Source organism: Streptomyces sp. NPDC051452 (genome assembly GCF_044454765.1).
Classification (GTDB): Bacteria; Actinomycetota; Actinomycetes; order Streptomycetales; family Streptomycetaceae; genus Streptomyces.
The window spans coordinates 151,902-177,118 of sequence record NZ_JBITEB010000009.1 but is presented as its reverse complement, the minus strand read 5'-3'; the positions used below and the strand labels follow the sequence as shown (position 1 = coordinate 177,118).

Sequence of the window (25,217 nt, the reverse complement as noted above, 5' to 3'; positions counted from 1 at the left end):
GGGGACGACCTGGAGCAGCGCGGCGGGGCGGAGCGCCGGCGGTCTACAAAGAGGTAGACCGTCTACTGAACTGTAGACGATCGGCACGTCGAATGCGTTCCCAGGCCGACGGGACGTCACCCCAGGTTTCCTCATGCGTCGGGGTGCGCCCCGCAGCCGGCCCCATTTGGTGCGCCTGTCACTCGTTCGGCCGGACGGCCGGCCACGCACCCCGCGGCCTGGGCCCCGTCACCTCGCGGGGGCGCCGCTAGCGGCTGGAACCCTGCCGGTGACGGCCGGATGCCGTGTCGAGCGGCGCCACGGTCCCGGGCGCGTCCCGATGGGTGACGGCCAGGAAGCCGACGAAGCAGACGATGGCGACGGTCCAGGCCGCGGTGACCGGAGCCAGTCCCAGTCCGAGCCCGCCCCGGCTGTGGCCGAGCGCCATCCAGTCGGCGAGGGAGGCGCCCAGGGGGCGGGTGATGACGTAGGCGGTCCAGAAGGCGGTGACGGCGTTCAGTGCGCCGAACCGGTGGGCGACCGCCGGCACACAGATCGCGACGGCGAAGAGGACGATGGAGCCCGCATAGCCGAAGCCGGTGGTGGCGGTCAGGTCACCGGCGGCCGTACCCAGCGCGAAGGTGGCGAGGACGGCGGCCCAGTAGAACGCCTCGCGTCGCCGCGTGCGGACGCTGTGGATGGACAGGGTCCGCTCACTGGCGTACCAGAGGGCGAACACCGCGCCCAGCGCGATGAGGAAGAGCGGCGTGGACGTGGTGTAAGGGACGCCGAGGCCCACGTGCAGGACGTCGGCGGCCATCGTGCCGAAAACGCTGACCATGACGATGGCCGTCCAGTACACCCAGGCGATGTAGCGGCGCACGGCGAACTGCGCGGCCAGCGACGCGACCAGGGCAAGCCCGCCGACGGCGACCGCCGGCACCGGACCGAGCAACCGGGCCAGCAGGTCAGAGGCGGTCTCTCCCATTCCCGTTGTCAGCACCTTGATGATCCAGAAGTAGACGGTCACTTCCGGCACCTTGTTTGCCATGGCGCGCAAGGAGGCAAGGGGGCGGTCATCGAAGAGGTGCTCTGTTGTCATGAAGCGCACGATGACACGGCGGACTCCTCGAACCAAAGACGCCTTTGCCATTGCTTGGAAGCTTCTGGAGCACATGTTTCAGTTTCGCGCGGGTGACCTGAACGCAACCTGAACGTATGAGCAAAAGACCTGGTCAAGCCACTTGGGTTGCTGATAGTCGGGCTGCGACGCTTCGGCTTCCGCATGCTGCTCGGCTCCGTGTCGCAGACACAGGCGATCGATGAGGCCGCGCGCGGTGCCGAGGCGTGGAGCCCACCCCCGTGTAGAGAACCACGGATGGCTCGGATCTGTCCCTTACTCGCCGTGGTCCGGTTCAGCCGGACGTCTGCTCCCCCTGGGCCACCTCGACGCCCCGGTGCAGCAGGACGGCGCCCGCGCAGGAGGACGCGGCGGCGAGCGAGCACATCAGAACCATGACCAGCAGCACGGGAGCGACGCGCCGGACGGGCGCCTGGGCGAGCATGGCTTTGACCCTCGCCGGTACGGGACCGGTGCCCACCCCGGCGGCGACGAGGGGCAACCGGCCCGGCCCCGGCCCCCGGGTGGCGGCCAGCGCCGCCCGCCCGACGGCCCGGGCGGTGAGCTTCCGGTCGCCCGTGGCCCGCGCCGCGGCCTCGTCCGCGGCCCGTTCCGCCGCGAAGGACACCTGCGGTACGACGGCGGCCAGCGCGGGATGGCACCAGCCGGCGAGCTGTGCGGCGGCGAGGAAGAGATGGTGCCGCTCGGCGAGGTGCGCGCGTTCGTGAGCCAGGAGGGTCTCCCGCTCACGCGCGTCGAGAGCGCGCAGCATGCCGGTGGTGACCACGATGCGGTCCTTGCCGCGCAGACCGCCGGGCAGCGCGTAGGCGTCGGGACGGGGGTCGTCGAGGACGCACAACCCGCCGGCGTGCGGAAGGTGTGCGACCTCACCGCGGGCGGCACTCAGCCGCCGCAGCTCGGACCAGACGCGCCGGGCGACGGTGGCGCAGGTGACCGTGAGGGTCCCGGCGGCAAGCACGGAAACCGCCAGCACCAGCAGTCGTGGGCCGGCCCGGAGCGGTTCGACGAGGTGGGCGAGGGCGGCGAGCGGAGGGACGGCCAGGGCCACGGGCAGGAGCAGTATGCCCAGGCACGCCACGACCCCGATGGCCAGCACGGCAGCGGAGCCGGCGATCGCCCACAACGCGGCCTCGGGGTGCACTCGGGCGATGGCACGCCGGGCGAGCGGCGGCAGGAGCCAGGGCAGAGCGAGCGGAACGAGCAGCAGGGCGATCATCGGCCGTTCTCCTCCAGCAGGCGCCGCAGTTCCGCCTCGTCCGCCGCGCTGAGCCCCTCGATGAATCGGGCGAGGACCAGGCTGCGGTCGCCGTCCTGGTCGAGTTCCCGGTGCATGCGCCGAGCAGTCAGCCCATGCGCGTCCTCCACCGGGAAATAGAGGAAGCCACGTCCGCCGGGCCGGCGTCCGATCACGCCCTTCTCGTACAGGCGAATGAGCAGGGTCGCCACGGTGGTACGGGCCAGCGGGTGCGGCAACGCCGCCCGCACCTGGGCGGCGGACTGCGGCTCGCCGGCCGCCCACAGCGCCGTGAGAACGCTGGACTCCAGCTCGCCCGCAGAGCGACGCTCACTCGCGCTGTCCGTCATGACCCCATCCTCCCTACCGATACCTTCCCCACGCCGGACAGACCTGGTCTGTCCCGTAGTCCACAGGGTAGGCGCACCGATCAGAGTGTCCGCCTCCGGCTCTCAGGCCGTGGCCCTGGTGTGCACCCGTCGAATGCGACGCGGTAGCCGGCAGGGTGGCCGCGATGCCCGGTGCGATCAGCGGGTAGCGCGTACGGACGTGATCACGCCAGCCCGCCTCCGGTGACGGCGCCCCCACCGGTGCCGGGGACCGGCGGAGGCGAGGTCCGCGGCATGGCGCACATACGCTCCCCCCGGGGCGACCAAGTGGCCCCACACCGGCGGGAGATGATGCCCTGCCGGGGCGACGGCGAGCGGCGCGCGGGCCGGCGGGCCGGGTCGCGTACCGAGGGGCCGGGAGGCGCCCACCGACAGACTGACAACCACGCCCCGGCGAACACCGCCGCCAGGGCCAGCGGAACACGGAACGAGCACCAGAGTGGACTATTCGTTCCCGGCGAACAGTCCAGACGCACCGTTCGCCAACGGCGGTGCGTCGGCGCGGAATTGCTGCGCGCGTGCCGAGCGGCTGGCAGCCTGGCGGCCACTGTCGCCGGGGGCTCGCCATGGTTGGCCGCGAGCGGGAATGGTGTTGTGTCCAGGCACAGCGGGGGCGGCCTCGAGGGGCCGCCTCCTCGGCGGGGTGAGGAGGGGAGAAGGGGGGGGCCGCTGCCGTCGTAGAGCCGTAGGACGGCCTTTGTGCGGGCGGGTACGTGTCCGCCAGGCCGCTCACCTCCGCCGCGGCCGACCACTTGGAAGGGTCGGCCATGACATGCCCGGGATGGCCGGGTGCGTAGCGGAGCCGGGGGAATCGGCGACTGTGCCCGCGGTGGTTCGACAGGTCCGACAGCTGCTCGCTCACGAGCGTGCCGACACGGTCCCTTGGTGGTGGCGCCGGGCGCGGATCGTCACAGCGCGGCCCGGCTCGTCGGGACAGGGGTCGGTCAGTAAGCGGAGTTGACGTTGTCGATGGAACCGTAGCGGTGCGCGGCGTAGTTGGCGGCGGCGGTGATGTTCGCGACCGGGTCGGTGGAGCTCTGGGCGGTCCCGGCGACGTGGTAGGCGTTGAACGTGGGGTCGATCACCTGCAGCAGGCCCTTGGACGGGATGCCCTTCTGCGCGTTGACGTCCCAGTTGTTCTGGGCGTTGGGGTTGCCGCTGGACTCGCGCATGATGTTGCGGTGCAGCCCCTCGTAGGTGCCGGGGATGCCCTTGGCCTTCATGATGGCCAGGGACTGCTTGATCCAGCCGTCGAGGTTGTTCGCGTTGCCGCCGGTGCCGGGGTCGGTGTGGCCGACTCGCGAGGTGGCCGTGACGCTGTGGGCGCTTCGCGGTGCCTCGGCAGCGTGCGCGGAGGCCGGCATCAGGGTGAGGGCCGCGGCCGCGGCGCCGGTCGTGGCGATACCGGTCAGGGCGAGGGAGCGCAGGCGTGCAAGGCGACGGGTGGCGATGATCGCGGTCATGTGGAAGGAACTCTCCTGTAGGACGTCTTTGAAGGCGCCGGCCGGGCGTACCGGTCGCGGCCTCAGGGCGTCGGAGTGAGGCCCTGCGCTGCACGGCGCGGAAGGCACGATCAGGCGATCAACGCCCGGTCGGCCCTGCGGCTTGCGGCAACGAGCAACATGGTTAGGGGCCGATCGGCGGCAAGGCAAGAATGTGACGTACTACCTGACGCCGGAGTAAACGCTCAAATCAGACATACGGCGGCTTTCGTGCCTGCTAGCCGCGATGCCTGCGTACGGCCCTACTTAGGATGTGACATGGCCCCTATGGGCCGCATCACCCGATTCTCGGAGAAACCGGCCCTCCGACCGGCTCCCCACCGGCTCCATGCAAGCCGGACAGGCACCCCGTGACTATCACCAGTCGCTACGACCCGTAACCGAAGGTATCCATTCCGGGCCAGCGATACCGGTGGCCGGGGGGAATGTGGGGCTGGGTGTTGGGAGCCAGGTCCTGCCGCACGTCGAACGGCGGCACACCCTCTCTGCCTGGTACCGGACGGCACCTACTCCCGACTCCCCCTCTGCGACTCCCGGAGGCCCGTGCGCGTGCCCAGGGCTGCACCGGGATGGTGGAAGCCGCACCGTTTGCGTCGCCGGAGGCCTTCCGCTCGGCCCCCTTGGTCACGCGCCGCGGCCAGTCCGTAGTCCGGTCCCGCTCCGCCGTCGGCGACCGCGCTGAGGTCGAGCCAGCCGGGGGTAACCCGTTGGCTTCGAGCGTGCTCGAAATCCTAGTCTCGGACCATGACGACGACATTGATCACCGGGGCGAACAAGGGGCTCGGCTACGAGACCGCCCGTCGGCTCGTGGCCGCGGGTCACACCGTCTACATCGGCAGCCGGGACATCGAGCGGGGCCGCCGCGCGGCCGAAGAGCTGGGTACTCGCATGCTCCACCTCGACATCACCGACGACGCGTCCGTGCGGGCGGCGGTGAAGGTCCTCGAAGCCGACGGCGGGCTGGACGTGCTGGTCAACAACGCCGCGCTGCAGGCGGAGATGAGCGACGGCGCCGTAGTGGTCGGTGCCGCCGATCTGACCGCCGAGGTGATGCGCGAGACATTCGAGACGAACGTCTTCGGCACCGTGCGGGTCCTGCATGCCTTCCTGCCGCTCCTTCAGCGTTCGGCCGCCCCCGTGGTGGTCAACGTCAGTAGTGGCACAGCCTCACTGTCCAGGGCCGCCACCCCGGGGGACCCGGCACGCGCCTACCGGGGCGTGGCCTACCCCGCTTCGAAAGCCGCGCTCAACATGCTCACCGTGAAGTACGCGGAGGCGTTCCCCACCATGCGGATCAACGCGGTCGAGCCCGGGTACACCGCGACAGACCTCAACCAGCAGGCCGGCACCCAGACCGTCGAACAGGGCGCCGAGATCATCGTGCGCATGGCCCGGACAGCCCCCGACGGCCCCACCGGAGGCTTCTTCTCCGCCACCGGTCCCATGCCCTGGTAACGCGCGTCGGCATCCCGTCCTCGGCGGGGGCCGCCTTCCGCGGGGGCCGCCTTCCGCCAGAGCGGGGTCGCGCCAGCCGCGCACAGGCGTCACGGGTCGGCCGCCTTCTCCGCACGAACGTCGGGAGCGAGCCAGGTCGGGTTCTGGATTCCACAGAAGCCGAGCGTCACGTCGTCGGACGGGCGAGTTTGGCGGCCACGGCGTCGAGGACCCAGTCCAGGCCGGTCGCGAAGGATGTCTCGGCGTCCACATCCGTGCCGTCGTACACGGCCTTGGTCAGCGTCGGGAAGCGGCCCGTGGCCAACATGCGCGTCACATGCGGGCCGGAAGCGCGCTGCCAGTCACGCTTGGACAGGCCCGTGGCGCACTCGGCCCGCAGGTTCGCGATCTCGCGCCTGATCGCGCCAGTGACGTATGCGCTGACGATCTCCACGGCGCGCATGACGGTGTCGATGTCGGCGAGGCCGTCGAGGGCGGCCAGCCTGGCCTCGGTCACGGCGAGACCGTTCGGGCCCAGGGTCGGGCGGCCGCCGAACAGGTCGGCCAGCCATTCGTGACGGAGAGCGGTCTGCCTGGTGCGGTGGGCGAGGGTGCGCAGCGCCTCCCGCCAGTCACCGGGCCGCTCCTCGGGGAGGATCTCGGCGTGGACCTCGTCCACCATGAGGTCGAACAGCTCCTGCTTGGTGGAGATGTATCCGTACAGCCGCATCGGGCCTGCGTTCAGCCGGGCGGCGACCTTGCGCAACGACACCGCCTCCAGCCCGCCCTCGTCGGCCAGCGCGATGGCGGTGGCGACGATCCGCTCCCGGTCGAGCGGCACGGGGCGCGTCGGCGGCTCAGGCCGGTCCCAGACAGTCATGGTCACACCGTTCTCTTGCGATGCATCGTATCGGAGAAATACAGTGTATCGACATGAGACATCGTATCGCCGTCGGGAGCGGCCCTGCCGGCCTTACCTTCGCCCGCGTCCTGCACCGCCATGGCCACCGCGTCGCCGTCCTCGAACGTGATCCCGCCCCCGACGCCCGCCCCCCGGGCGGCACGCTGGACCTGCACGAAGGGCTGGGCCAACTCGCCCTGGACAAGGCGGGACTGCTGGCGGAGTTCCAGGCGCTGTCTCGCCCCGAGGGGCAGGCCATGCGCATCCTGGACACGGACGGGACCGTCCTGCGCGACTGGCAAGCCCGCCCGGATGACCGGGCCAATCCCGAGATCGACCGCGGGCAACTCCGTGACCTGCTGCTCGGCCCGCTCGACGTCCAGTGGGGCCGGGGCGTGACGCAGGTGGTGCCGGGGGCCCGGGACGGCGTACTGGTCGATTTCGCGGACGGGCGGCAGGAGGCGTTCGACCTCGTGGTCGGCGCGGACGGCGCCTGGTCCCGGGTCCGCCCGGCGGTCTCGTCGGTGACGCCGCACTACACCGGCGTCACCTCGGTCGAGACCTCCCTCGACGACGTCGACTCGCGCCACCCTGGCCTCGCCCGACTGATCGGCGACGGTTCCCTGGCCGTGTACGGCGTGAACCGGGCTCTCGTAGCCCAGCGCAACAGCGGCGGCCATGCCAAGGTGTACGCCCAGTTCCGCGCGCCGCTGGACTGGCACACACACCTGGACCTGGCCGACGTCGAGGCAGTGCGATCGAGCCTGCTGACTCTGTTCGACGGCTGGGCCGCCCCCGTCCTCGACCTCCTCCGCCACGGCACTGCTTTCACCCACCGCCCCCTCTACGTCCTGCCCGAGTCCCACACCTGGACCCACGTCTCCGGGGTGACGCTTCTGGGCGACGCCGCCCATCTGATGCCCCCCTTGGGAGCGGGCGCGAACCTCGCGATGCTGGAAGGCGCCGAACTCGCCGAGTCCATCGCCACCGCCACCCGCCCGGGGGATCTGGACGAGGCCGTCCGCGCCTTCGAGGAACGGATGTGGGCACGGTCCGGCAGGTGGGCGAAGATCACGCTGGCCGGTCTGGAACGCCTCGTGAGCCCGGACCCAGCCGAAGCCCTCGCCCTCTTCGACGAAGTCCAGCCATCCTGACCGCCAAGCGCGACAGCACCAAGAGGGCGTGACACGCGGCGAGTTCAGCTGTCCGGACACGCGGGCGGCGGCCTGGCACATCACCTCTTCCTGGCGGCCTCGCGGTACAACTGACCGCCTGTCGCGACGCGTTGGAGAAGGCAGAGGCGCCGCGCCGGGTGCGCGGGCACGTGGCCGCCCAACTCGGTGTCGCGCCGGAGGGCTTGGCCGCCCGCCGCGCTCGGCAGCAAGTCCGGGCCGGGCATCCCCGCCCGTGTGGCGGGCGCGCCCCCGCCCCTCCCGCTCCACCGCGTCCTGCCCGCCATGGGCCGGGCTGACCGCATTGTTGGCTGGTGAGACAGCCAGTATCGGGGGACGACGTCTCGCAGGGCTACGTCGGCGAAGGTCCGGAAGCACCCTACGGTCGGCGTGAGCTCAGCCGTCCTCCAGGACGGCCATGGCCGCGTTGTGGCCGGGAATGCCGCTGACGCCGCCGCCGCGGACCGCGCCCGCACCGCACAGCAGGACGTTGGCGTGAGAGGTCTCCACACCCCAGCGTCCGGTGCCCCGTGCCTCGTCGGCGAACGGGAAGGACAGCGGCCGGTGGAAGATGTTCCCCCGCGGAAGCCGCAGCTCCTTCTCCAGGTCGAGCGGCGACTTGGCCTCGATGCACGGCCTGCCGTCCTCGTCCAGCGCGAGGCAGTCGGCGATCGGTTCGGCGAGGACGGCGTCGAGCTGGTCCAGGGCGGCCTTGAGGAGCGCGGCGCGGGCGCCTTCGTTGTCCTCGGTGAACAGGCGGGCCGGGGCGTGCAGGCCGAACATCGTCAGGGTCTGGTAGCCACGTTCGGCCAGCTCCGGCCCGAGGATCGTCGGGTCGGTGAGCGAGTGGCAGTAGAGCTCAGAGGGCGGCGTCGACGGCAGGGTTCCGTCCGCTGCCTCCTGGTAGGCGGTGGCCAGTTGTCCGTAGCCCTCGGCGATGTGGAAGGTACCGGCGAAGGCCTCGCGCGGGTCGATCGAGGTGTCCCGTAGCCGGGGCAGCCGGCGCAGCAGCATGTTGACCTTGATCTGGGCGCCCTCGGCCGGTTCGGCGCCCTGCTCGCCCAGGAGGTCGGCCAGGACCTCGGGTGAGGCGTTGACCAGCACCTTGCGGGCCGCCACCGTGCCCTCCCGGTCGCCGGTGCGGTAGCTCACCACGGAGTGCGGCTCGTCGGGTTCGATACGCAGGGCCTCGTGACCGGTGACGATCTCGGCGCCGGCCGTGCGGGCCGCCGCGGCCAACGCGTCGGTGAAGGCTCCCATGCCGCCGATCGGCACGTCCCAGTCACCGGTGCCGCCGCCGATCACGTGGTAGAGGAAGCAGATGTTCTGGGCGAGGGACGCGTCGTGCGCGTCGCTGAAGGTGCCGATGAGGGCGTCGGTCAGTACGACACCGCGAACCAGGTCGTCACGGAAGCGCTCTTCGATCGCCACGCCGAGTGGCTGCTCGAAGAGCGTGTGCCAGGCGGTGTCGTCCCCGATCCGCTCCCGCAGTTGCGCGCGCGTGGGCAGCGGCTCGGTGAGCGTGGGGAAGACACCGCGACCCACCTTCGCGGTCATGGCGTAGAAGTCCCTCCACGCCCGGTATTCGGCGTCGGAGCCGGTCAGGGCCCGGAAGGAGTCCCGGGTTCGGTCCTCGCCGCCGCCGACGAAGAGGCCGGTGGCCCTGCCGTCGCGCGTCGTGGGCGTGTAGGAGGCCACGGAGCGCTTGCGCACCGCGAAGTTCAGTGCGAGGTCGTCGACGATCTTGGACGGAAGCAGGGAGACGAGGTAGGAGTACCGCGACAGACGCGCGTCCACTCCGGCGAAGGCCTGGGTGGAGACGGCGGCTCCGCCGGTGGTGCCGAGACGCTCCAGGACGAGGACGGAGCGTCCGGCGCGGGCCAGGTAGGCGGCGGCGACCAGGCCGTTGTGACCACCACCGACGATGACGACGTCGTAGACGTCCTGGGCGAATGCGGCGGGAGCAGACATGACTCTTGGTAACACGCGGTTGTCGACCGCCGCAAGAGTTTCTGCGCGGCAGGGCCCATTCCGCTCATGTCACTGAGTCGGGAAGCAGTGCCGGACCCATGGGGAGCATCGACCCGATTACGGCCCTCGCCGTGAACTAGCAGCTCGTGGCGCCTATTTCTCCTGTGAAGCAGGTCCGGTACGAAAGGTGTGGACGAGTCATGTCGGTCACGACTTGCTGATCGGGCAGTCAGTATCGTTTTCCTGGATTCCGCCGTACGCACCTCCGGCGCCGATACGTAGCGTTACGGGACTCGGGGTGGGAGGTGAAGCAGGTCGCCCCGCGCTGTCCCGGTGGGTCGAGGTTTCCCGACCTGTGTCAGACCGCGGGCATCCGCCCTACCCGGGGCCTCAGGTAGACCGTCCATGTCACGGCGGAGCAGACCGCGTACGCGGCCAGGAACGCCCAGTAGGCGGCGTCGCCGCTCGCACCGGCGAGGAACGCCTGCCGGAAGGCGATGTTCACCAGGACCCCGCCGAACGCGCCGACGGCGCCCGCCAGTCCGATCAGCGCCGACGCCCGACGCCGCGCGTCCCGCTCCGCGCTCTGGGCGTCCGTTCCGGCCGCCACCGCAATCTGTGCCTTGGCCTGGAAGATCGCGGGGATCATCTTGTACGTCGAGCCGTTGCCGATCCCGCTCAGCACGAACAGGGCCACGAACCCGGTGAGGAAGAGCGGCAGCGAATGCTGCCGGGAGGCCACGAGGACCACACCTGTTCCCGCCGCCATCGCCAAGAAGGTCCACAGCGTCACGGCGGCGCCCGTCCAGCGATCCGCCATCCTCCCGCCCAACGGTCGCACCAGCGAGCCCAGCAGGGGCCCCAGGAAGGTCAGGTACGCGGCCTTGACGGGGGTGTCGAACTGGTCGTGGAACTGCACTTGCAGGACCTGCCCGAAGGCGAAGCCGAAGCCGATGAAGGAGCCGAATGTGCCGACGTACAGCAGCGACATGACCCAACTGTGCGGCTCCCTGGCCACTTCACGCAGGGCACGCCTGTCGCTCTTCAACGACGTCAGGTTGTCCATCCTCAGGCCCGCGCCGAGGGCTGCCAGCACGATCAGCGGCAGGTACACCAGCGGTACGAGCCGCGGATGTGCCGCGCCCGCCGTGGCCAGGACCAGGAGGCCGACGAGCTGCACCACCGGAACGCCGATGTTGCCGCCACCGGCGTTGACGCCGAGTGCCCAGCCCTTGAGGCGCTGCGGATAGAACGCGTTGATGTTCGCCATGGAGGAGGCGAAGTTGCCGCCGCCTACGCCGGCCACGCAGGCCACGGCCAGCAAGGCGCCGTAGGAGACGCCGGGCCGCAGGACGATCCCTGCCAGCGCCGTCGGGACAAGCAGCAACAGGGCGCTGAACACGGTCCAGTTGCGGCCGCCGAACCGGGCCACCGCGAACGTGTAGGGCAGGCGCAGCACGGCGCCGAGCGCCGTGGGTACCGCGGTGAGGGTGAACTTGCCTGCCGCGTCGATGTGGTACTGCGGTCCGAGGAACAGCACCAGGACCGACCAAAGGCTCCACACCGAGAAGCCGATGTGCTCGGACAGGACGGAGAAGACCAGGTTGCGGCGGGCGACCCGTGCGCCGGTCCGCTCCCAGAACGCCTCGTCCTCCGGGCGCCAGTCCGTGATGCCGCGCGGATGGCCCGCGCTGTCGGCGGCACCGGTCCGCTCTGCGGCTTCTTCGGGGGTGTTCTTGGTTCCGACGACACTGCTCATCAGCTGTCACCCGCTGGTTCCGTGAGGTGGGGGCATGTGGTGCGATGACGTTATGGGCGGCGGGTTTCGGGGATCGGCTCCCCACCGCTCAACCGTGCTACGGCTCGCGCACGCCCCTGCCGGCCGGCTGTGAGGTCGTGACCGCGCTGTCGCGCACCGGCCAGACCCGCAGCCGTGCCGGGGTGCCGTCCGGGGCGGTGGGCTCGTCCAGGCAGCGTCCGTCGCGCAGGTCGAAAACCTGTTTGTACATCGGTGACGCCACCGTCGGGGCCGAGCCCCGGCTGCCGAGGATGCCTCGCGACATCACGTACGCGCCGCTGAAGGGGTCACGGTTGTCGACCGCGTACAGTGCGCCGGACCGGTCGCGGAAGACCGCCACCTGCTCACCGCTTGAACTGAGCACGGCCACGCCTCGACCGGGGATCAGGTCCTCGGGGGCACAGGCGCGTGACCACGTGGCGCCGTCGAAGATCTCCACGTTCCCGTTCACGCGGTACGCACCTCCAGGCGGGGGCCGGCCACCAGGGCCGGGGACAGGATCGTCCCGTGCTCGTCGGGCCGGGCGGGGCGGATCTGGCCGCGTTCCGGTACGAAGGTCACGGCGGGGTCGGGCGTGCCGGGGGCGTTGACGAAGGACACGAAACGGCGCAGTAGCTCGGGGTCGGCCAGCACGGCGGCCCACTCGTCCTGGTAGCCGTCGACATGGCGTTCCATCAGGGTGTCCAGTTCGGCGCCCAGTCCGAGGGAGTCGTCCATCACGACGGCTCGTACGTGGTCAAGTCCGCCCTCGATCCGGTCGAGCCAGACGGAGGTCCGCTCCAGCCGGTCGGCGGTCCGGATGTAGAACATCAGGAACCGGTCGATGCTCCGGATCAGTGTGTCGCGGTCCAGGTCGGCGGCCAGGAGGTCGGCGTGGCGGGGTGTCATCCCGCCGTTGCCGCCGATGTAGAGGTTCCAGCCGGTGGAGGTGGCGATGATGCCGAAGTCCTTGCCCTGCGCCTCCGCGCACTCACGTGCGCATCCGGAGACGGCGGACTTGAGCTTGTGCGGTGAGCGCAGTCCGCGGTAGCGCAGTTCCAGCTCGATCGCGAGGCGGACCGAGTCCTGTACGCCGTACCGGCACCAGGTCTCGCCCACGCAGGACTTCACCGTGCGCAGGGACTTGCCGTAGGCGTGCCCGGACTCGAACCCGGCGTCCACCAACCTTCGCCAGATCATGGGGAGTTGGTCGACGCTTGCGCCGAACAGGTCGATCCGCTGGCCGCCGGTGATCTTCGTGTAGAGCCCGAAGTCACGGGCGATCTCGCCGATGGTGATCAGTCCGTCCGGGGTGATCTCGCCGCCGGGGATCCGCGGCACCACCGAATAGGAGCCGTTGCGTTGCAGGTTGGCCAGGAAGTGGTCGTTGGTGTCCTGGAGGGCGGCCTTCTCGCCGTCGAGGATGTGGCCGCCGTCCGGGCCGGCCAGGATCGAGGCGACGACCGGCTTGCAGATGTCGCAGCCTTCGCCGTTGCCGTGCTTGTCGAGCAGGGTGGAGAAGGAGGTGATGCCGGTGACCCGGATGATCTCGTACAGCTCCGTGCGGGTGTGCGCGAAGTGCTCGCACAGGCTCTTGTCGACGGTGACACCGCTCGCCCGCAGTTCCTCGGTCACGATGGTGCCGAGGAGTTTGACACAACTGCCGCAGCCGGTGCCCGCCTTGGTGCACTTCTTGACGTCGGGGACGGTGGCGCATCCCTTGTCGTGGACGGCGGCGCGGACCTGTTGGTTGCTCACGTTGTGACAGGAGCAGACGACGGCGTCGTCCGGGAGGGCGACCGGTCCTGCGGGGCCGAGCCCGGCGGGCAGCACCAGCTGTTCGGGGGCTGTCCGCAGCGGCTCGCCGGCGATCGCCAGGGGCCGCAGCAGTCCGTAGGAGTCGGTGTCGCCGACCAGGACGCCGCCGAGCAGCTGGCCTTCGCGGCCGATGACGAGCTTCTTGTAGACGCCGTTGCGGCTGTCGCTGTACAGGACGTCGAGTGCCCCCTCCGTCGCGCCGTGCGCGTCGCCGAAGCTGGCGACGTCGACGCCGAGGAGCTTGAGCTTGGTCGAGGTGTCCGCGCCGGTGAACGCGTCCTCGGCGCGGTGTTCGCCGGCCACCGACCGGGCCGCGGTCTCGGCCATGGCGTAACCGGGGGCGACCAGGCCGTAGACCCTGCCGTCCGCGGCCAGCGCGCACTCCCCGATGGCGTAGACGTGCGGGTCGGCGGTGCGGCACCGCTCGTCGACGACGATGCCGCCGCGCTCTCCGACGGGCAGACCGCTCTCCCTGGCCAGCTGGTCGCGCGGTCGCACGCCGGCCGAGAAGACGACGAGGTCCGCCTGGAGTTCGCGGCCGTCGGAGAGTTCCATGCCGCGCACCCGGCCGTTCGAGCCGGTGACGATGGCCTGGGTGCCCGCTCCCGTGTGGACGGTGACTCCCAGGTCCTCGATCTTGCGTCGCAGCAGCTGCCCGCCCCCTTCGTCGACCTGGAGGGCCATGAGGCGGGGCGCGAACTCGACGACGTGGGTCTCCAGGCCCAGCGCGGTGAGCGCGCCCGCCGCCTCCAGGCCGAGCAGGCCACCGCCGACGACCACGCCTGTCCTGGCCTGCTCGGCGTCGGCGCGGATGCCCTCGAGGTCCTCGATGGTCCGGTAGACGTGGCAGCCCTCGGCGTCATGGCCCGGTACGGGTGGCACGAAGGGGTAGGACCCTGTGGCCAGCACGAGAGCGTCGTAGTGCAGTACCTGGCCGGAGGCGGTGGTGACGGTCCGCGCGGCGCGGTCGATCGCGGCGGCCGGTTCGGCCAGGCGCAGGTCGATGCCGTGGTCGGTCAGGAAGCCCGGTGGGGTCAGTGACAGCCCGTCGGCGTCGGCGCCGGAGAACCACGAAGTCAGGTGGACTCGGTCGTAGGCGGGGCGCGGCTCCTCGGCGAGTACGGTGATCCGCAGGTCTGCCGCTCCGGGCTGCTCGGTCAGCACCTCCAGGAAGCGCTGACCGACCATGCCGTGGCCGACGAGCACGAGATCCTTGAGCGGGCTGGAAGGCGGGCCGGACGTCCGGTGATGGGTCATGGCGAGGCTCCGTATGAGGTGAGCAGGTGCAGAGGTCGATCGGGAATCGGCGCGTCACGCTCGAAGACGCGGGTGAGTTCACCCACGGTGGCCAGGTCGCCGAGCAGGATCGCGCCGACCAGGCGCTCGCCGCGCAGTACGAGCTTCTTATAGCTGCCGCGCGTCGCGTCCGTCAGCCGCAGTACGCTCAGTGCGGAGTCGGCGGCCAGGTCTTCGGCGTCGAGGTGGGCTTCGCCGTAGGCCGCGTACTCCAGAGGTCCCGCGCTGAGCCGGGCCAGTGGGCGCGAGCCGTGGTAGAGGGCTGCCGGGTCCGCGCCCGAGAGGCGAGCCGCGAGAACGTCGGCCTGTTCCCAGGCCGGGCCGGACAGTCCGTGCACCGTGCCGCGGTGCTGGGTGCAGTCGCCGATGGCGTGCACACGCGGCGCGGACGTGCCCAGGGTGTCGTCGACGACGACGCCGGTGTCGACGGCCAGCCCGGCGGCGTGGGCGAGGCCGGTGCGCGGGCGGACGCCGCAGGCGAGCACGACCAGATCGGTGCCCAGACGGTATCCGTTGGCCAGCTCGACGGCGCTCTCCCCTGTGCCGCTCCGGTCCACCACCGCACGGGCGCGGTTGTTCGGGTAGACCTCCACGCCCAGTCGCCCGAGTCCGGTACGAAGTGCGGCGGCCGCCTCGGCGTCGAGCTGACGCTCGATCAGGTGCGGTCCCTGGTGGACGATCTCGACGTCGAGTCCGAGAGCACCCAGTGCCCTGGCGACACTGACGCCGAGCACTCCGCCCCCGATGACGACGGCGCGGCGGGCCCTGCCCACGTCCTCGGCCAGCCGGGCGCAGTCGGCGAGGGTGCGCAGACAGTGGACGCCGTCGCGCAGCCCGGTGCCGTCGGGGCGGCGCAGGCCACGGATCGGGGGGAGCACCGGGTTGGCTCCGGTCGCGAGGACGAGTTCGTCCCAGCGTTCGCTGTGCCCGCCGGCCGTCGTCAGCGTGCGTGCGGCCAGGTCCAGGGCCACGGCCTCGCTGCCCGTGCGCAGTTCGGCCGCGCCGGTCGGCAGCGTCACGGCCTCCGGCGCGTAGCGTCCGGTCAACACGTCCGCCAGGAGGACCCGGTTGTAGGGAGCGCGCACCTCCGCTCCGTAGAGGGTGAGCCGGGCCGTGCCGCCGAGAGCGTCGTAGCGTTCCGCGAAGCGTGCCGCGGCCATGCCGGCTCCGACCACCGCGATGTGCGTGCCGCCGCTCATACGCGCTGCTCCCCGGCCGGAGTCGGTGCCGCGGCCCGTGCCGCTTCGACACGCACCGCGCAGAGCTTGAACTCGGGCATCTTCGAGGTCGGGTCCAGCGCGGGATTGGTGAGGGTGTTGGCCCGTCCCGCGCCGGGCCAGTGGAACGGCATGAAAAGGGTGTCCGGCCGGATCGTGTCGGTGATCCGGGCCGGCGCGACCGCCCGGCCGCGCCGGGAGGTGACTACGAGCAACTCTCCTTCTCCAATGCCTAGTTGCCGAGCGAGCAGGGGATGCAGCTCCACGAACGGTCCGGGCGCGGAGGCGTTCAGGGCTGTGACGCGCCGGGTCTGGGCCCCGCTCTGGTACTGCGAGAGCACCCGGCCGGTGGTGAGGTACAGCGGGTAGGCGGCGTCGGGCTCCTCGGCCGCAGGACGGTGGGTGGCCGGGGCGAACCGGGCGCGGCCGTCCGGCGTCGCGAAGGAGTCGAGGAAGAGCCGCGGCGTACCGGGGTGGTCCTCGGCCGGACATGGCCAGAAGACCCCGTCCTCGGCGCGGATCCGGTCGTAGCTGATGCCCGAGTAGTCCGCGTGGCCGCCGGCCGAGGCGCGTCGCAGCTCCTCGAAGACCGTCTCCGGGTCGTCGTCGAATCCCTGCTCGACCCCGAGGCGTTGGGCGAGTTCACGCATCAGCCAGAGGTCGCCGCGCACCCCCTCGGGTGCGTCGACCGCGCGCTGCCGCAGGATCACCCGCCCCTCCAGGTTGGTCATCGTGCCGGTCTCCTCCGCCCACTGGGCACTGGGCAGAACGACGTCGGCGAGCTGTGCCGTCTCGGAGAGGACGAGGTCGCTGACGACCAGCAGGTCCAGCGAACGCAGCCGGTCGGTCACATGGGCCGCGTGCGGGGCGGACACCACGGGGTTCGAGCCCATGAGCAGCAGTCCGCGAAGACCACCGGGTCCCGGAGCGCCGAGGCTGTCCAGAAGTTCGTAGGCGGAGCGGCCGGTTCGCGGCAGGGTGGCCGGGTCGACTCCCCAGACGCGGGCGACATGCTCGCGGGCGGACGGGTCCTCGATCGAGCGGTAGCCGGGAAGCTGGTCCGCCTTCTGGCCGTGCTCCCGCCCGCCCTGCCCGTTGCCCTGGCCCGTGAGACAGCCGTAGCCGGAGTACGGCCGGCCCGCCTTGCCCGACGCGAGGCAGACGTTGATCCACGCGCCCACGGTGTCGGTGCCCTTGCTCTGCTGCTCCGGCCCTCGCGCGGTCAGCACCATGCCGCTTCCCGCCTCGCCGAAGAGGCGTGCCACCGCGCGGAGTTGGCTGACGGCGATGCCGGTGAGCCGCTCGACGCGCTCCGGCCAGTGGGCCATCGCGGCGGCACGTGCCGGTCCGAACCCGACGGTGCGGGCGTCGACGAACTCCTGGTCGACCAGCCCCTCGGCGATCAGAAGGTGCAGCAATCCGAGCGCGAGCGCCAGATCGCTGCCGGGCAGCGGTTGCAGGTGGATGTCGGCCTGCTCGGCGGTCCTGGTGCGGCGCGGATCGACGACGATCAACGTGCCGCCGTTTTCCCGTAGTTCGCGGAAGTACCGTAGGGCCGGCGGCATCGTCTCCGCCGGGTTGCCACCGACCAGGATCAGGCACTCGGTGCGCGGAATGTCCTCCAGCGGGAACGGTAGACCGCGGTCCAGGCCGAACGCGATGCGGTTCGCCGCCGCGGCCGACGACATGCAGAAGCGCCCGTTGTAGTCGATGTTGGCGGTGCCGAGCGCGACCCGGGCGAACTTGCCCAACTGGTAGGCCTTCTCGTTGGTGAGCCCGCCACCGCCGAAGACTCCGACGGCGTCGGCACCATGCTCGGACCGGATCGCCGAAAGGCCCCGCGCGACCCGGTCCAGCGCATCGTCCCAGCTCGCGGCCCGCAACACGCCCCGCTCACGTACCAGCGGCGTCCTCAGTCGGCTCGTGCTGTCGAGCAGAGCGGCGGCGGACTGTCCCTTCCCGCACAACGCGCCCCGGTTGACCGGGAACTCCGGCCGCTCGACGACCGTCGTCCCGGTGCTCTCGGCCGTCGCGAGGCGCATGCCGCACTGCAGGGAGCAGTACGGACAGTGGGTGTCGGTGGTGGTCGTCATGTCGTAGACAGTGACCACAGCGCGTTACACCGGCTGGTCGGCCGTGTTGCGCCCGCGGTACACGTCGCTCACAGCGCGGGCGGGACGGGGTGCGCCGCAGGACATGTTCCGTAACATCGCGAAGCATTTACCTAACCGGCGTGTGACGGGCAGGCAACCTGACGGAAACCGCGTGCCCGGAGTCTGCGTCCATGGGCACCAACGTCAATCCCACCCCGGCCGAGCCGGCGGGTCCGCTGACCGGGTTCACCGTCGGCGTGACCGCCGCGCGCCGGCGTGACGAGCTGGTCGCGCTGCTCACTCGGCGCGGCGCACGCGTGGTCGAGGCTCCGGCCCTGCGCATCCTTCCGCTGGAGGACGACATCGCACTGCGCCGGGCCACCGAGTTGTGCCTCACCGCGCCGCTGGACTACGTCGTGGCGACCACCGGCGTCGGCTGGCGCGGCTGGATGAGCGCGGCCGACGGCTGGGGACGGGGCGCCGAACTGTCGGCCGTCTGCAGGGACGCGGTCGTCCTGACACGGGGGCCCAAGGCGACCGGCGCCGTCCGCGCCAGCGGGCTGGACGAGACCTACTCCCCCGCGAGCGAGGCGACGGACGAGCTCCTGACCTGGCTGCTGGCACGACCGCTGTCCGGCCGCCGTATCGCGGTGCAGGAACACGGCCTGCCGCTGACCACCTTCAGCGCGGCCCTCCGGGAGCGGGGAGCCGAGGTCGTCACGGTCCCGGTCTACCGCTGGGCTCCGCCGGAGGACCCGGGCCCGGTCCGGCGTCTGGTCGAGTCGACCGTCCGCCGTGAGGTGCACGCCCTGGCCTTCACCAGCGCGCCCGCGATCACCGCCTTCCTGCAGACGGCGACCGCCGACGGCCTGCACGAGCGGGTCCTGGAGGCCATGTCCCATGATGTCCTGCCGGTCTGCGTGGGCCCGGTGTGCGCACGGCCCCTGCTGGACGCCGGGCTGCCCGTGATCTGGCCGGAACGCGGACGGCTCGGCGCCCTTGTCCGGACCCTCACCGAGACGCTGCCCACCCGCGGCCGCCGGGAACTGGACGTCGCCGGGCGCGCGTTGGTGCTTCAAGGAAGTGCGCTCCTGATCGACAACGAGCACTACTGGCTCTCGCCCAAAGGCGCGACGTTGCTGCGCGCGCTGGCGGAGCGGCCGGGCTGGGTGCTGAGCCGCGCCGAACTCTTGCGCCGCGCCTGGGCGGAGTCCGACGCGGACGAGCACGCCGTGGAAGCCGCCATCGCGCGACTGCGCGCCGCACTCGGCCCGCACGGCGACCTGGTCAGGACCGTGCCCAAACGCGGCTACCGCCTGGCGGCGGGATGACCGTGGCCGCCCCTTCGACGCACCCCGGCCGCCCGTTCCGGCCGACCCTTCTCGCCGTGGCCCACGGCACCCGGGACCCCGAGGGCGTCGCGGTCGTCGAGGCGCTGGTCGACCGCGTACGCGCACTCCGGCCCGACCTGCGTGTGGAACGCTGCTTCCTCGACCTGCTCGCCCCCTCCCTGACCGAGGCCCTCGCCCGACTGCGCGGTGAGGTGATCCTCGTACCACTGCTGCTCGGTGCCGGCTACCACGTCCGCGTCGACATCCCCGAGGCCCTCGCCTCGGCACTGCACCTGCGCGCCCGGGTGGCCGGCGCACTCGGCCCCCACCCGTTGCTGGCCGACGCCCTCAACGACCGTCTGGCCGAGGCCGGATGGGGCACCGACGACGGGCCGGTCGTACTCGCCTCGGCCGGTTCCACCGACCCCGACGCCAACGCCGACGCCGCCGCCATGGCCTCACTGCTGCGCGTGCGGCTCGCGAGCCGCCACGACGTCCTACCCGCCTATCTCTGCGCGGCCGGCCCCTCCCCCGCCGAGGCCGTGGCCGCCCTGCGAGCCGAGGGGCACTCCCGTATCGCGGTCGCCCCGTACCTGATGGGTCCCGGCTTCTTCGCACGCCGCGCCGCCCACGCCGGCGGCTGCCTCACCTCCGCGCCGCTCGGCACGCACGCATCACTCGCCCGCCTCGTCGCGCTCCGCTACGACGAGGCGCTCGGGGGCGTGCCGTCTGCCACGTCACCGCCTTCCTGTTCACCCCGGTAGCGAGCGGGGTTCGGTCCGGGTGGGGTCCGGGTGGGGTCCGGGTTGGATCCGGCGCGGGGAGGAGGACCCAGGCGCGGGGGGGGGCGACTGGATGCCCATGGCCTCGCCGATCACGTGGGAGCGTGTCCAGTCCACCCCCGCCTTCCCGGCTCGACCCCTCGGATTCAGGCGGCTTGGATGAGTTCGGCTCGGCCGAACAGAAGCGCGTAGCCGGAGGGGAGGCGGCGCAGGATGCGTGTCAGCAGGTCGGGGCCGGCCACGTCGGCGACGGTGGCGAGGACGCAGCCGGTGTCCCAGCGGGTGGTCGCCAGGGGGGCGTTGCTGCGGGCGGCAAGGTCTTTGACGAACGCCCAACCGGTGAGGGAAGACGCGGCGGGGTGCTGTGCGGTGAGGACGCGCGCGGCTTCGCGGGGAAGGCGGGCAGCCAGTTCGCGGCGTTCATCGCCCGTCAGCTGGCCTCCGAGACCGGACAGGACCAGACGGACGGCTTCCTCGGCCCGTTCCCGGGTGGGGTAGGCGGCTTCGTATCGGACCTTCTCCAGCAGCCGCTCGTACGTCATCACGGGCAGCTGCGGGAGCGATGCACCCCGATCGGACATCACGGTGGTGATTGCCTTTCTGTGCCGGATTGGTGGTGCCGGTGCCCGGCCGGAGGTGCGGACACCGGATGTGTGGATGATCAGGTATGCGGGGCCGACCGAAGAGAGCGTCTTGGCCACCTGGGAACTGCGGCGGCAATGGCGGCAGGAACTGCCGGAGCGGTCGGCTCTGGTGGCGTCGGTGGCCGTGTGGAGGACAGCGTGGGCTTCCCAGCGGTCCGGTTCACGGCCACTCGGCCCCGACCGCTCGAACCGGTACGGCGTTCACGGTGCGAGCGGCCTTCAGTGGGCGGCGGTCAGTGGGCGGAGGACGGACGAGTGGGCCACCGTCCGTCCTCCGCCCCCGAAAGGCCGGAGCCGACGAGGGTCAGCTGGAGATCTCCTTGGGGGAGGACTCCCCGCCGACGGCGATCTTGCGGCGCTTTGCGCGCTCGGCGATCGGGATGCGCAGGGTGAGCACCCCGGCGTCGTAGTGGGCCTCGATGCGCTCGGTGTCCAGGGTGTCGGCCAGCACGAGCTGACGGGAGAAGGCGCCCAGCGGCCGCTCCGACAGTTCCATCTGAACGTCGTCGCTCTTCGCCACGGGCCTGCGCTCGGCCCTGACGGTCAGCATGTTCCGCTCCACGTCGACGTCGATCGCGTCCGGGCTGACGCCGGGGAGGTCGAAGACCACCACGTACTCGTCGCCCTCGCGGTAGGCGTCCATCGCCATCGCGGACGGCCGGGACCAGGTGGCCGGTCCCACCAGCTGCTGCGCCAGCCGGTCGAGCTCACGGAAGGGGTCAGTGCGCATCAACATCGGGAAACACCTCCAGAAGGTTCAGGCAGTAGCTGCCAATGCGCCTCACGGAATCCGTTGTAGCATGTCATCCATTGGATGACAAACACGATGTCGTCGAATGGATGACACAACCCAAGGGGGCGCCCGATGACAGCACCCGACCAGCCGGCTTCCGCAAGCGCCGGAGCACGGGGTCCCGCCTCGTTCCTCGCCGCTGCGGCGGCCCTGGAGCTCATCAACGACGCCCTGACCGCCGCCCGGGATAAGACCGGCGGCACCGCTTCCGGTCAGGACGCCGACCCCGAGCAGGCCCTGGCCTCCCTCCTGCTGCTTCGACAGGTGCGCGAACAGCTCGCCGGCTGGGAAACCGACCTGATCGAAACCGCCCGGGACGCCGGCGCCAGCTGGGCCGACCTCGCCCACCCCCTCGGTGTCTCCAGCCGCCAGGCCGCCGAACGCCGCTACCTGCGCAACCGCCCCGGCCCCTCCGGAACCACCGGTGAACAACGCGTCCAAGCCACCCGCGAACGACGCGCCGCCGAACGCACCACCACCGCCTGGGCCCGCGACCACGCGGCCGACCTGCGCCGCATCGCCGGCCAGATCACCGCGCTCACCGACCTCCCCAGCGCCGCCCGCGCCCCGCTCAGCCAACTCCACACGGCCCTCGCCCACGACGACCCGGCCGCACTCCTCCACCCACTCACCGCCGCCCGTCCGCACCTGACCAACACCCACCCCGACCTCGCCGCCCAACTCGACACCCTCACGCCCCCTTGACCCGCCCACTCGACGGCTCTCCAGGAGCCGTGCGACGTCGCCGTCCTGGCGAAAGCGCAGGGCCACCGTGGGCCTGACCCGGCCCGCGTCGGCGATCGGCGATCGGCGGTCGGCGTCCGTTGGAGCGTGGGCGCTCGATCCGTGACCGGAAATCCAGGCTCGGGCGTGTCGGGCGGCCGGGTCAGCCGAAGATCTCCAGCGTGCCCCGGGCGGGCGGCAGTCGGCCGATCTGTTCCAGGAGGGCCATCGTGTCGTAGCGGTGGATGGTGTCGCCGATGCGCCCGTCCGTGATCCGGCTGATGCTCGTGCCCATGAAGGTGAAGCGGCGTCCGGTCGGCGCGAGTGATCCCAGCGGACCGGTCTGCGTTCCGGACGCTGTCCAGCCGTAGCCGACCAGGTCCCCGTCGGCGACCAGGTGGTCGAGGCGTACACCGAGGTCCGGGGCCGCGGTCAGCAGCGTGGCGTGCCGCGCGGCCGCCGCCTCCGCGCCGCCGGGAGCCGGGAGGGACAGGTTCTCCTCCACGCGGCGGGCTGGGTGGAGGAGACCGGGCAGGAGGTGGCAGGCGCCACCGGACCACACCTCCTCCACGAGACGGCGCACCAGACCGGCCCCCTGCTCGGCGGCCGCGTCCCCGCCGTGGCCGGGGCTCATGTCGAGGCCATGGCCGGGGCTCATGTCGAGCCGGTCGTCCCCGGTCACGAAGGCGTAGGCGTGGGTCCCCGCGCCCGGCTCCTCCTCCGGCAGGGCGCCCAGCGTGCGGTGGTAGGCGAGGGTGTCGACGGTCTGCCGGGCCGCCGTGATGCGGCCGTCGACGACACGGGCCAGGTAGATCCCCGCCATCCACAGCCGGCGCCCGGTGGGTGCCAGCCCCATCAGCTCGCCCTGGTGGGTGCCGCCGCCCTCCCACGCGGACATCACCCACTCGCCCTGGGCGACACAGGAGACCACGGGCAGGGTCAGGTCCGGGAAGGCCTTCCGATACGGCTCGATCTCCTCGCGGGCAGTGTCGGGGCCGTACGGCGACTGGCCCTCCATGTGCATGTGTTCGCCGAGGAGTGCGACACGTGGGGCGAACAGCTCGGGGAGCTGACCGATGTCCCCCTTGCTCCAACATTCCTCGAACAACCTGCGTATGACTTCCTGGTGGGTGGCGGCGGGGATGGTACGGGTGGGATTCACGCGGGAACTCCTTGGCTCGGGGCGCGTCGCCGTCGGGCGTGGCGGGACCGTCGATCGTGGCGGGACCGTCGATGGGGGGTGTCGCCTAAGTCCGGAACCGGCCGCTCAGCCCAAGAGGCGGAGCGTAGCCCCGGTCGGATGGGTGCCGGTGGCGTGCAGGAAGGGCAGGGCGTCGTAGCAATGCCATGTTCGTGCCAGTCGGCCCTCCCGGACCTCGGCGAGGGTGCTGCCCATCACCGAGAAGGTCCGTCCGCTCGCCGCCGTGCCCGTCAGCGTCCAGCAGCAGGCGGCCCTCGTCCCGCCCTCGCCGATCACCACGTCCAGCCGGCACCGCGCGTCGGGCACCGTCTGCCGCAGTGCCACCAGCCGGCCGGTGAGGAGGTCCGGGCCGCCGGACGCGGGAGCGGCGAGGTTCTCGGACGACCGGTAGCCGGGGTGGACGAGGTCGGCGGCGCGCTCCGGGGCCCGACCGCCGTACACGTCGGTGAACAGCTCTTCCAGCAGGCGTGCGGCGGGGACTTCGGCGGTATCAGCGGGGCGGGCGGGCCACGCCCCGTCCCGCGTGGAGACGGCGTACGGCAAGGTGTGCGGGTCGGACAGCCACAGCTGCTGGTGCAGACCGAGGGCGTCCCAGCTGTTACGGGTCTCCGCGATCCGGACTTCCTGGTCGAGGCGGGCGAAGTAGTGGCTCGTCAGTCGCACCGGTCGGCCCGTCGCCGCGATGCCGAGCAGCTCGCCCAGATGTGTGCCGTGCAGCTCCCAACGGGTCATCACCAGGTCGCGCTCGGCTACTTGCTCCACGACCTCGACCTGGAGATCGGGGAAGGCCGCGCGGTAGAGCAGGACCTCGTCGCGGCAGGCCTGGGGGCCGGGCGGTGGAAGTACCTTCACATGCTCGTACTGGCTGTGCACGGTCACCACGGGGGCGATCAGCTCGTCCAGCACGGAGGTGTCGCCCTGCCCCCAAGCCTCTTCGAAGTACCGGCGCAGCACGCGTTTGGCTTCTGCTACTCCACGCGTGATGCGGGGTCCCGCGTGCGCGGACACATAAGGCATGCTCTCTCCTCGGGCTGGACACGGAGGCGGCTCTCAGCCTCACCGCTTCCCCCGGCGGAAACCACGGGACCGCGGTGGCAGCAACCGGTCTGTCCGTAACTTGCTCCTTACCCCGCGGGACCGGTCGTCCGGGGCCGACGTGCGCGGCGGGTCCCGGCGCGGGGTGGTCTCGTCGCGGTCGGATGCGCGCTGGCGATCGAACCGAGGGACTGGAGGGCGGCGACAGAGCGAGTTCGTGTGCAACGGGAGGGGTGACTGCGGCAGACGCGCCTCGGGACGGCACCAGGCCGGTGCGGTAGCGGCGCGCGGTGACCCCGCTGGTCTCGTCCGACGGGAATCGCGTTCCGGTCAGCACTCAACTGGTGTGGTCCGACGGGGACAACGTCGGCGATGTAGGGGGGCACGGCGAAGACGGCTGGTGGGCGGTCCCCGTCTTGCCAGTCTGCGGCTTGCCGCCACCGAAGGATGAACTTGCTTCTGCCAGGCGCTACTTGGGGCTCACACCGAAGCTCTCATCGGCCCTCTTCCGGCGCTGATCGCCGGTCGGCGAAGCGATCCTGGTCGGCGGCGTCACCAGTACGGGCTTCGGTACGGTGACCTCGCGCCAGGTAGTCCCGAACGATCAACTCGACAGCGTCCTGCGGACTTCTGGTCCCGGCCAGCAGCATGACCTCGATGGCCAGATCGCTGTCCAGGCTGATGGTGACCTTCGCCATGTCTCCCCCTGCAAAGCTTCCCACGCGTCCTGTTCAGAGTAGGCGGCGACGACCGCGTCGGCGAGCGTACTGCTCGGTGTTAAAGG

21 protein-coding genes are annotated in these 25,217 nt (G+C 71.4%); 5 read left to right on the top strand and 16 right to left on the bottom strand.

What is annotated here, in order from left to right; translation table 11 throughout:
• Positions 1–247 precede the first annotated feature (247 nt).
• The 4 genes from ACIBA9_RS22030 to ACIBA9_RS22015 all read right to left on the bottom strand — a co-directional run bounded on the left by ACIBA9_RS22030 (position 248) and on the right by ACIBA9_RS22015 (position 4,206).
• Complete coding sequence (locus ACIBA9_RS22030; protein ID WP_399365346.1) at positions 248–1,081, bottom strand: hypothetical protein; 834 nt, start codon at positions 1,079–1,081, stop codon at positions 248–250.
• 313 nt (positions 1,082–1,394) lie between these two features.
• Positions 1,395–2,336, bottom strand: coding sequence for a M56 family metallopeptidase (locus tag ACIBA9_RS22025; protein ID WP_399365344.1), 942 nt, complete (start codon positions 2,334–2,336; stop codon positions 1,395–1,397).
• On the bottom strand, positions 2,333–2,704 hold the full coding sequence (locus tag ACIBA9_RS22020) for a BlaI/MecI/CopY family transcriptional regulator (RefSeq protein ID WP_362163380.1): 372 nt from the start codon (positions 2,702–2,704) through the stop codon (positions 2,333–2,335). Before ACIBA9_RS22020 ends, ACIBA9_RS22025 begins: the two co-directional genes overlap by 4 nt.
• 983 nt (positions 2,705–3,687) lie before the next feature.
• Positions 3,688–4,206, bottom strand: a complete 519-nt coding sequence (locus ACIBA9_RS22015; RefSeq protein WP_399365341.1) for a transglycosylase SLT domain-containing protein — start codon at positions 4,204–4,206, stop codon at positions 3,688–3,690.
• Between the two features lie 783 nt (positions 4,207–4,989).
• Between ACIBA9_RS22015 and ACIBA9_RS22010 the strand changes: the two genes are divergently transcribed.
• Positions 4,990–5,700 (top strand): SDR family NAD(P)-dependent oxidoreductase, encoded by a 711-nt coding sequence (locus ACIBA9_RS22010; RefSeq protein WP_399365339.1) that lies wholly within the window; start codon positions 4,990–4,992, stop codon positions 5,698–5,700.
• Between the two features lie 166 nt (positions 5,701–5,866).
• Here the strand turns inward: ACIBA9_RS22010 and ACIBA9_RS22005 are convergent, their stop codons facing one another.
• Entirely contained in the window at positions 5,867–6,559 is a 693-nt protein-coding gene (locus ACIBA9_RS22005) for a TetR/AcrR family transcriptional regulator C-terminal domain-containing protein (protein ID WP_399365337.1), read from the bottom strand.
• Between the two features lie 53 nt (positions 6,560–6,612).
• Here ACIBA9_RS22005 and ACIBA9_RS22000 point away from each other — a divergent pair, with 53 nt between their 5' ends.
• Positions 6,613–7,734, top strand: coding sequence for an FAD-dependent oxidoreductase (locus tag ACIBA9_RS22000; protein WP_399365335.1), 1,122 nt, complete (start codon positions 6,613–6,615; stop codon positions 7,732–7,734).
• A gap of 414 nt (positions 7,735–8,148) precedes the next feature.
• On the opposite strand, the gene ACIBA9_RS21995 is transcribed toward ACIBA9_RS22000, so the two are convergent.
• The 6 genes from ACIBA9_RS21995 to ACIBA9_RS21970 all read right to left on the bottom strand — a co-directional run bounded on the left by ACIBA9_RS21995 (position 8,149) and on the right by ACIBA9_RS21970 (position 17,924).
• Complete coding sequence (locus ACIBA9_RS21995; protein WP_399365333.1) at positions 8,149–9,723, bottom strand: phytoene desaturase family protein; 1,575 nt, start codon at positions 9,721–9,723, stop codon at positions 8,149–8,151.
• 358 nt (positions 9,724–10,081) lie between these two features.
• Entirely contained in the window at positions 10,082–11,482 is a 1,401-nt protein-coding gene (locus ACIBA9_RS21990) for a nitrate/nitrite transporter (RefSeq protein WP_399365331.1), read from the bottom strand.
• A gap of 97 nt (positions 11,483–11,579) precedes the next feature.
• Positions 11,580–11,972: a nitrite reductase (NAD(P)H) small subunit gene (locus ACIBA9_RS21985; protein ID WP_399365329.1), complete on the bottom strand. Its 393-nt coding sequence runs from the start codon at positions 11,970–11,972 to the stop codon at positions 11,580–11,582.
• On the bottom strand, positions 11,969–14,575 hold the full coding sequence (gene nirB, locus ACIBA9_RS21980; protein ID WP_399365327.1) for a nitrite reductase large subunit NirB: 2,607 nt from the start codon (positions 14,573–14,575) through the stop codon (positions 11,969–11,971). The genes ACIBA9_RS21985 and nirB overlap by 4 nt, the downstream gene beginning before the upstream one ends.
• Positions 14,572–15,813 (bottom strand): NAD(P)/FAD-dependent oxidoreductase, encoded by a 1,242-nt coding sequence (locus tag ACIBA9_RS21975; protein WP_399365325.1) that lies wholly within the window; start codon positions 15,811–15,813, stop codon positions 14,572–14,574. The genes nirB and ACIBA9_RS21975 overlap by 4 nt, the downstream gene beginning before the upstream one ends.
• Complete coding sequence (locus ACIBA9_RS21970; protein ID WP_399365323.1) at positions 15,810–17,924, bottom strand: molybdopterin oxidoreductase family protein; 2,115 nt, start codon at positions 17,922–17,924, stop codon at positions 15,810–15,812. Before ACIBA9_RS21970 ends, ACIBA9_RS21975 begins: the two co-directional genes overlap by 4 nt.
• Before the next feature lie 191 nt (positions 17,925–18,115).
• Here ACIBA9_RS21970 and ACIBA9_RS21965 point away from each other — a divergent pair, with 191 nt between their 5' ends.
• Entirely contained in the window at positions 18,116–19,255 is a 1,140-nt protein-coding gene (locus tag ACIBA9_RS21965) for a uroporphyrinogen-III synthase (RefSeq protein ID WP_399365321.1), read from the top strand.
• Between the two features lie 56 nt (positions 19,256–19,311).
• Positions 19,312–20,019 (top strand): sirohydrochlorin chelatase, encoded by a 708-nt coding sequence (locus tag ACIBA9_RS21960; RefSeq protein WP_399365319.1) that lies wholly within the window; start codon positions 19,312–19,314, stop codon positions 20,017–20,019.
• Between the two features lie 164 nt (positions 20,020–20,183).
• Here ACIBA9_RS21960 and ACIBA9_RS21955 read toward each other — a convergent pair whose 3' ends face one another.
• A complete protein-coding gene (locus ACIBA9_RS21955) occupies positions 20,184–20,618 on the bottom strand; it encodes a DUF2267 domain-containing protein (RefSeq protein WP_393902900.1) in 435 nt (144 codons plus the stop codon).
• A gap of 367 nt (positions 20,619–20,985) precedes the next feature.
• Positions 20,986–21,417 carry an Hsp20/alpha crystallin family protein gene (locus ACIBA9_RS21950; RefSeq protein WP_399365316.1) on the bottom strand — a complete coding sequence of 144 codons (432 nt, stop codon included), beginning with the start codon at positions 21,415–21,417 and terminating at the stop codon, positions 20,986–20,988.
• 129 nt (positions 21,418–21,546) lie between these two features.
• Here ACIBA9_RS21950 and ACIBA9_RS21945 point away from each other — a divergent pair, with 129 nt between their 5' ends.
• Complete coding sequence (locus ACIBA9_RS21945) at positions 21,547–22,179, top strand: type III effector protein (protein ID WP_399365314.1); 633 nt, start codon at positions 21,547–21,549, stop codon at positions 22,177–22,179.
• 181 nt (positions 22,180–22,360) lie between these two features.
• On the opposite strand, the gene ACIBA9_RS21940 is transcribed toward ACIBA9_RS21945, so the two are convergent.
• The 3 genes from ACIBA9_RS21940 to ACIBA9_RS21930 form a co-directional block, all read right to left on the bottom strand.
• Complete coding sequence (locus tag ACIBA9_RS21940; protein ID WP_399365312.1) at positions 22,361–23,359, bottom strand: ester cyclase; 999 nt, start codon at positions 23,357–23,359, stop codon at positions 22,361–22,363.
• Between the two features lie 105 nt (positions 23,360–23,464).
• The gene (locus ACIBA9_RS21935; protein WP_399365310.1) at positions 23,465–24,415 is read right to left on the bottom strand and encodes an ester cyclase; all 951 of its coding nucleotides are present in this window, start codon (positions 24,413–24,415) and stop codon (positions 23,465–23,467) included.
• Positions 24,416–24,927: 512 nt separating this feature from the next.
• A complete protein-coding gene (locus ACIBA9_RS21930; protein WP_393903426.1) occupies positions 24,928–25,131 on the bottom strand; it encodes a hypothetical protein in 204 nt (67 codons plus the stop codon).
• Positions 25,132–25,217 lie beyond the last annotated feature (86 nt).

Excerpts from the sequence above, each read along its gene's own strand:
- ACIBA9_RS21955 (WP_393902900.1), bottom strand. The coding sequence starts at position 20,618 with ATGTCCGATCGGGGTGCATCGCTCCCGCAGCTGCCCGTGATGACGTAC.
- ACIBA9_RS22020 (WP_362163380.1), bottom strand. The coding sequence starts at position 2,704 with ATGACGGACAGCGCGAGTGAGCGTCGCTCTGCGGGCGAGCTGGAGTCC.
- ACIBA9_RS22025 (WP_399365344.1), bottom strand. The coding sequence starts at position 2,336 with ATGATCGCCCTGCTGCTCGTTCCGCTCGCTCTGCCCTGGCTCCTGCCG.
- ACIBA9_RS21970 (WP_399365323.1), bottom strand. The coding sequence starts at position 17,924 with ATGACGACCACCACCGACACCCACTGTCCGTACTGCTCCCTGCAGTGC.
- ACIBA9_RS21965 (WP_399365321.1), top strand. The coding sequence starts at position 18,116 with ATGGGCACCAACGTCAATCCCACCCCGGCCGAGCCGGCGGGTCCGCTG.
- ACIBA9_RS21935 (WP_399365310.1), bottom strand. The coding sequence starts at position 24,415 with ATGCCTTATGTGTCCGCGCACGCGGGACCCCGCATCACGCGTGGAGTA.
- ACIBA9_RS21945 (WP_399365314.1), top strand. The coding sequence starts at position 21,547 with ATGACAGCACCCGACCAGCCGGCTTCCGCAAGCGCCGGAGCACGGGGT.
- ACIBA9_RS21950 (WP_399365316.1), bottom strand. The coding sequence starts at position 21,417 with ATGTTGATGCGCACTGACCCCTTCCGTGAGCTCGACCGGCTGGCGCAG.
- ACIBA9_RS21930 (WP_393903426.1), bottom strand. The coding sequence starts at position 25,131 with ATGGCGAAGGTCACCATCAGCCTGGACAGCGATCTGGCCATCGAGGTC.
- nirB (WP_399365327.1), bottom strand. The coding sequence starts at position 14,575 with ATGACCCATCACCGGACGTCCGGCCCGCCTTCCAGCCCGCTCAAGGAT.
- ACIBA9_RS22005 (WP_399365337.1), bottom strand. The coding sequence starts at position 6,559 with ATGACTGTCTGGGACCGGCCTGAGCCGCCGACGCGCCCCGTGCCGCTC.
- ACIBA9_RS22010 (WP_399365339.1), top strand. The coding sequence starts at position 4,990 with ATGACGACGACATTGATCACCGGGGCGAACAAGGGGCTCGGCTACGAG.
- ACIBA9_RS22015 (WP_399365341.1), bottom strand. The coding sequence starts at position 4,206 with ATGACCGCGATCATCGCCACCCGTCGCCTTGCACGCCTGCGCTCCCTC.
- ACIBA9_RS22000 (WP_399365335.1), top strand. The coding sequence starts at position 6,613 with ATGAGACATCGTATCGCCGTCGGGAGCGGCCCTGCCGGCCTTACCTTC.
- ACIBA9_RS21990 (WP_399365331.1), bottom strand. The coding sequence starts at position 11,482 with ATGAGCAGTGTCGTCGGAACCAAGAACACCCCCGAAGAAGCCGCAGAG.
- ACIBA9_RS21975 (WP_399365325.1), bottom strand. The coding sequence starts at position 15,813 with ATGAGCGGCGGCACGCACATCGCGGTGGTCGGAGCCGGCATGGCCGCG.
- ACIBA9_RS21995 (WP_399365333.1), bottom strand. The coding sequence starts at position 9,723 with ATGTCTGCTCCCGCCGCATTCGCCCAGGACGTCTACGACGTCGTCATC.
- ACIBA9_RS22030 (WP_399365346.1), bottom strand. The coding sequence starts at position 1,081 with ATGACAACAGAGCACCTCTTCGATGACCGCCCCCTTGCCTCCTTGCGC.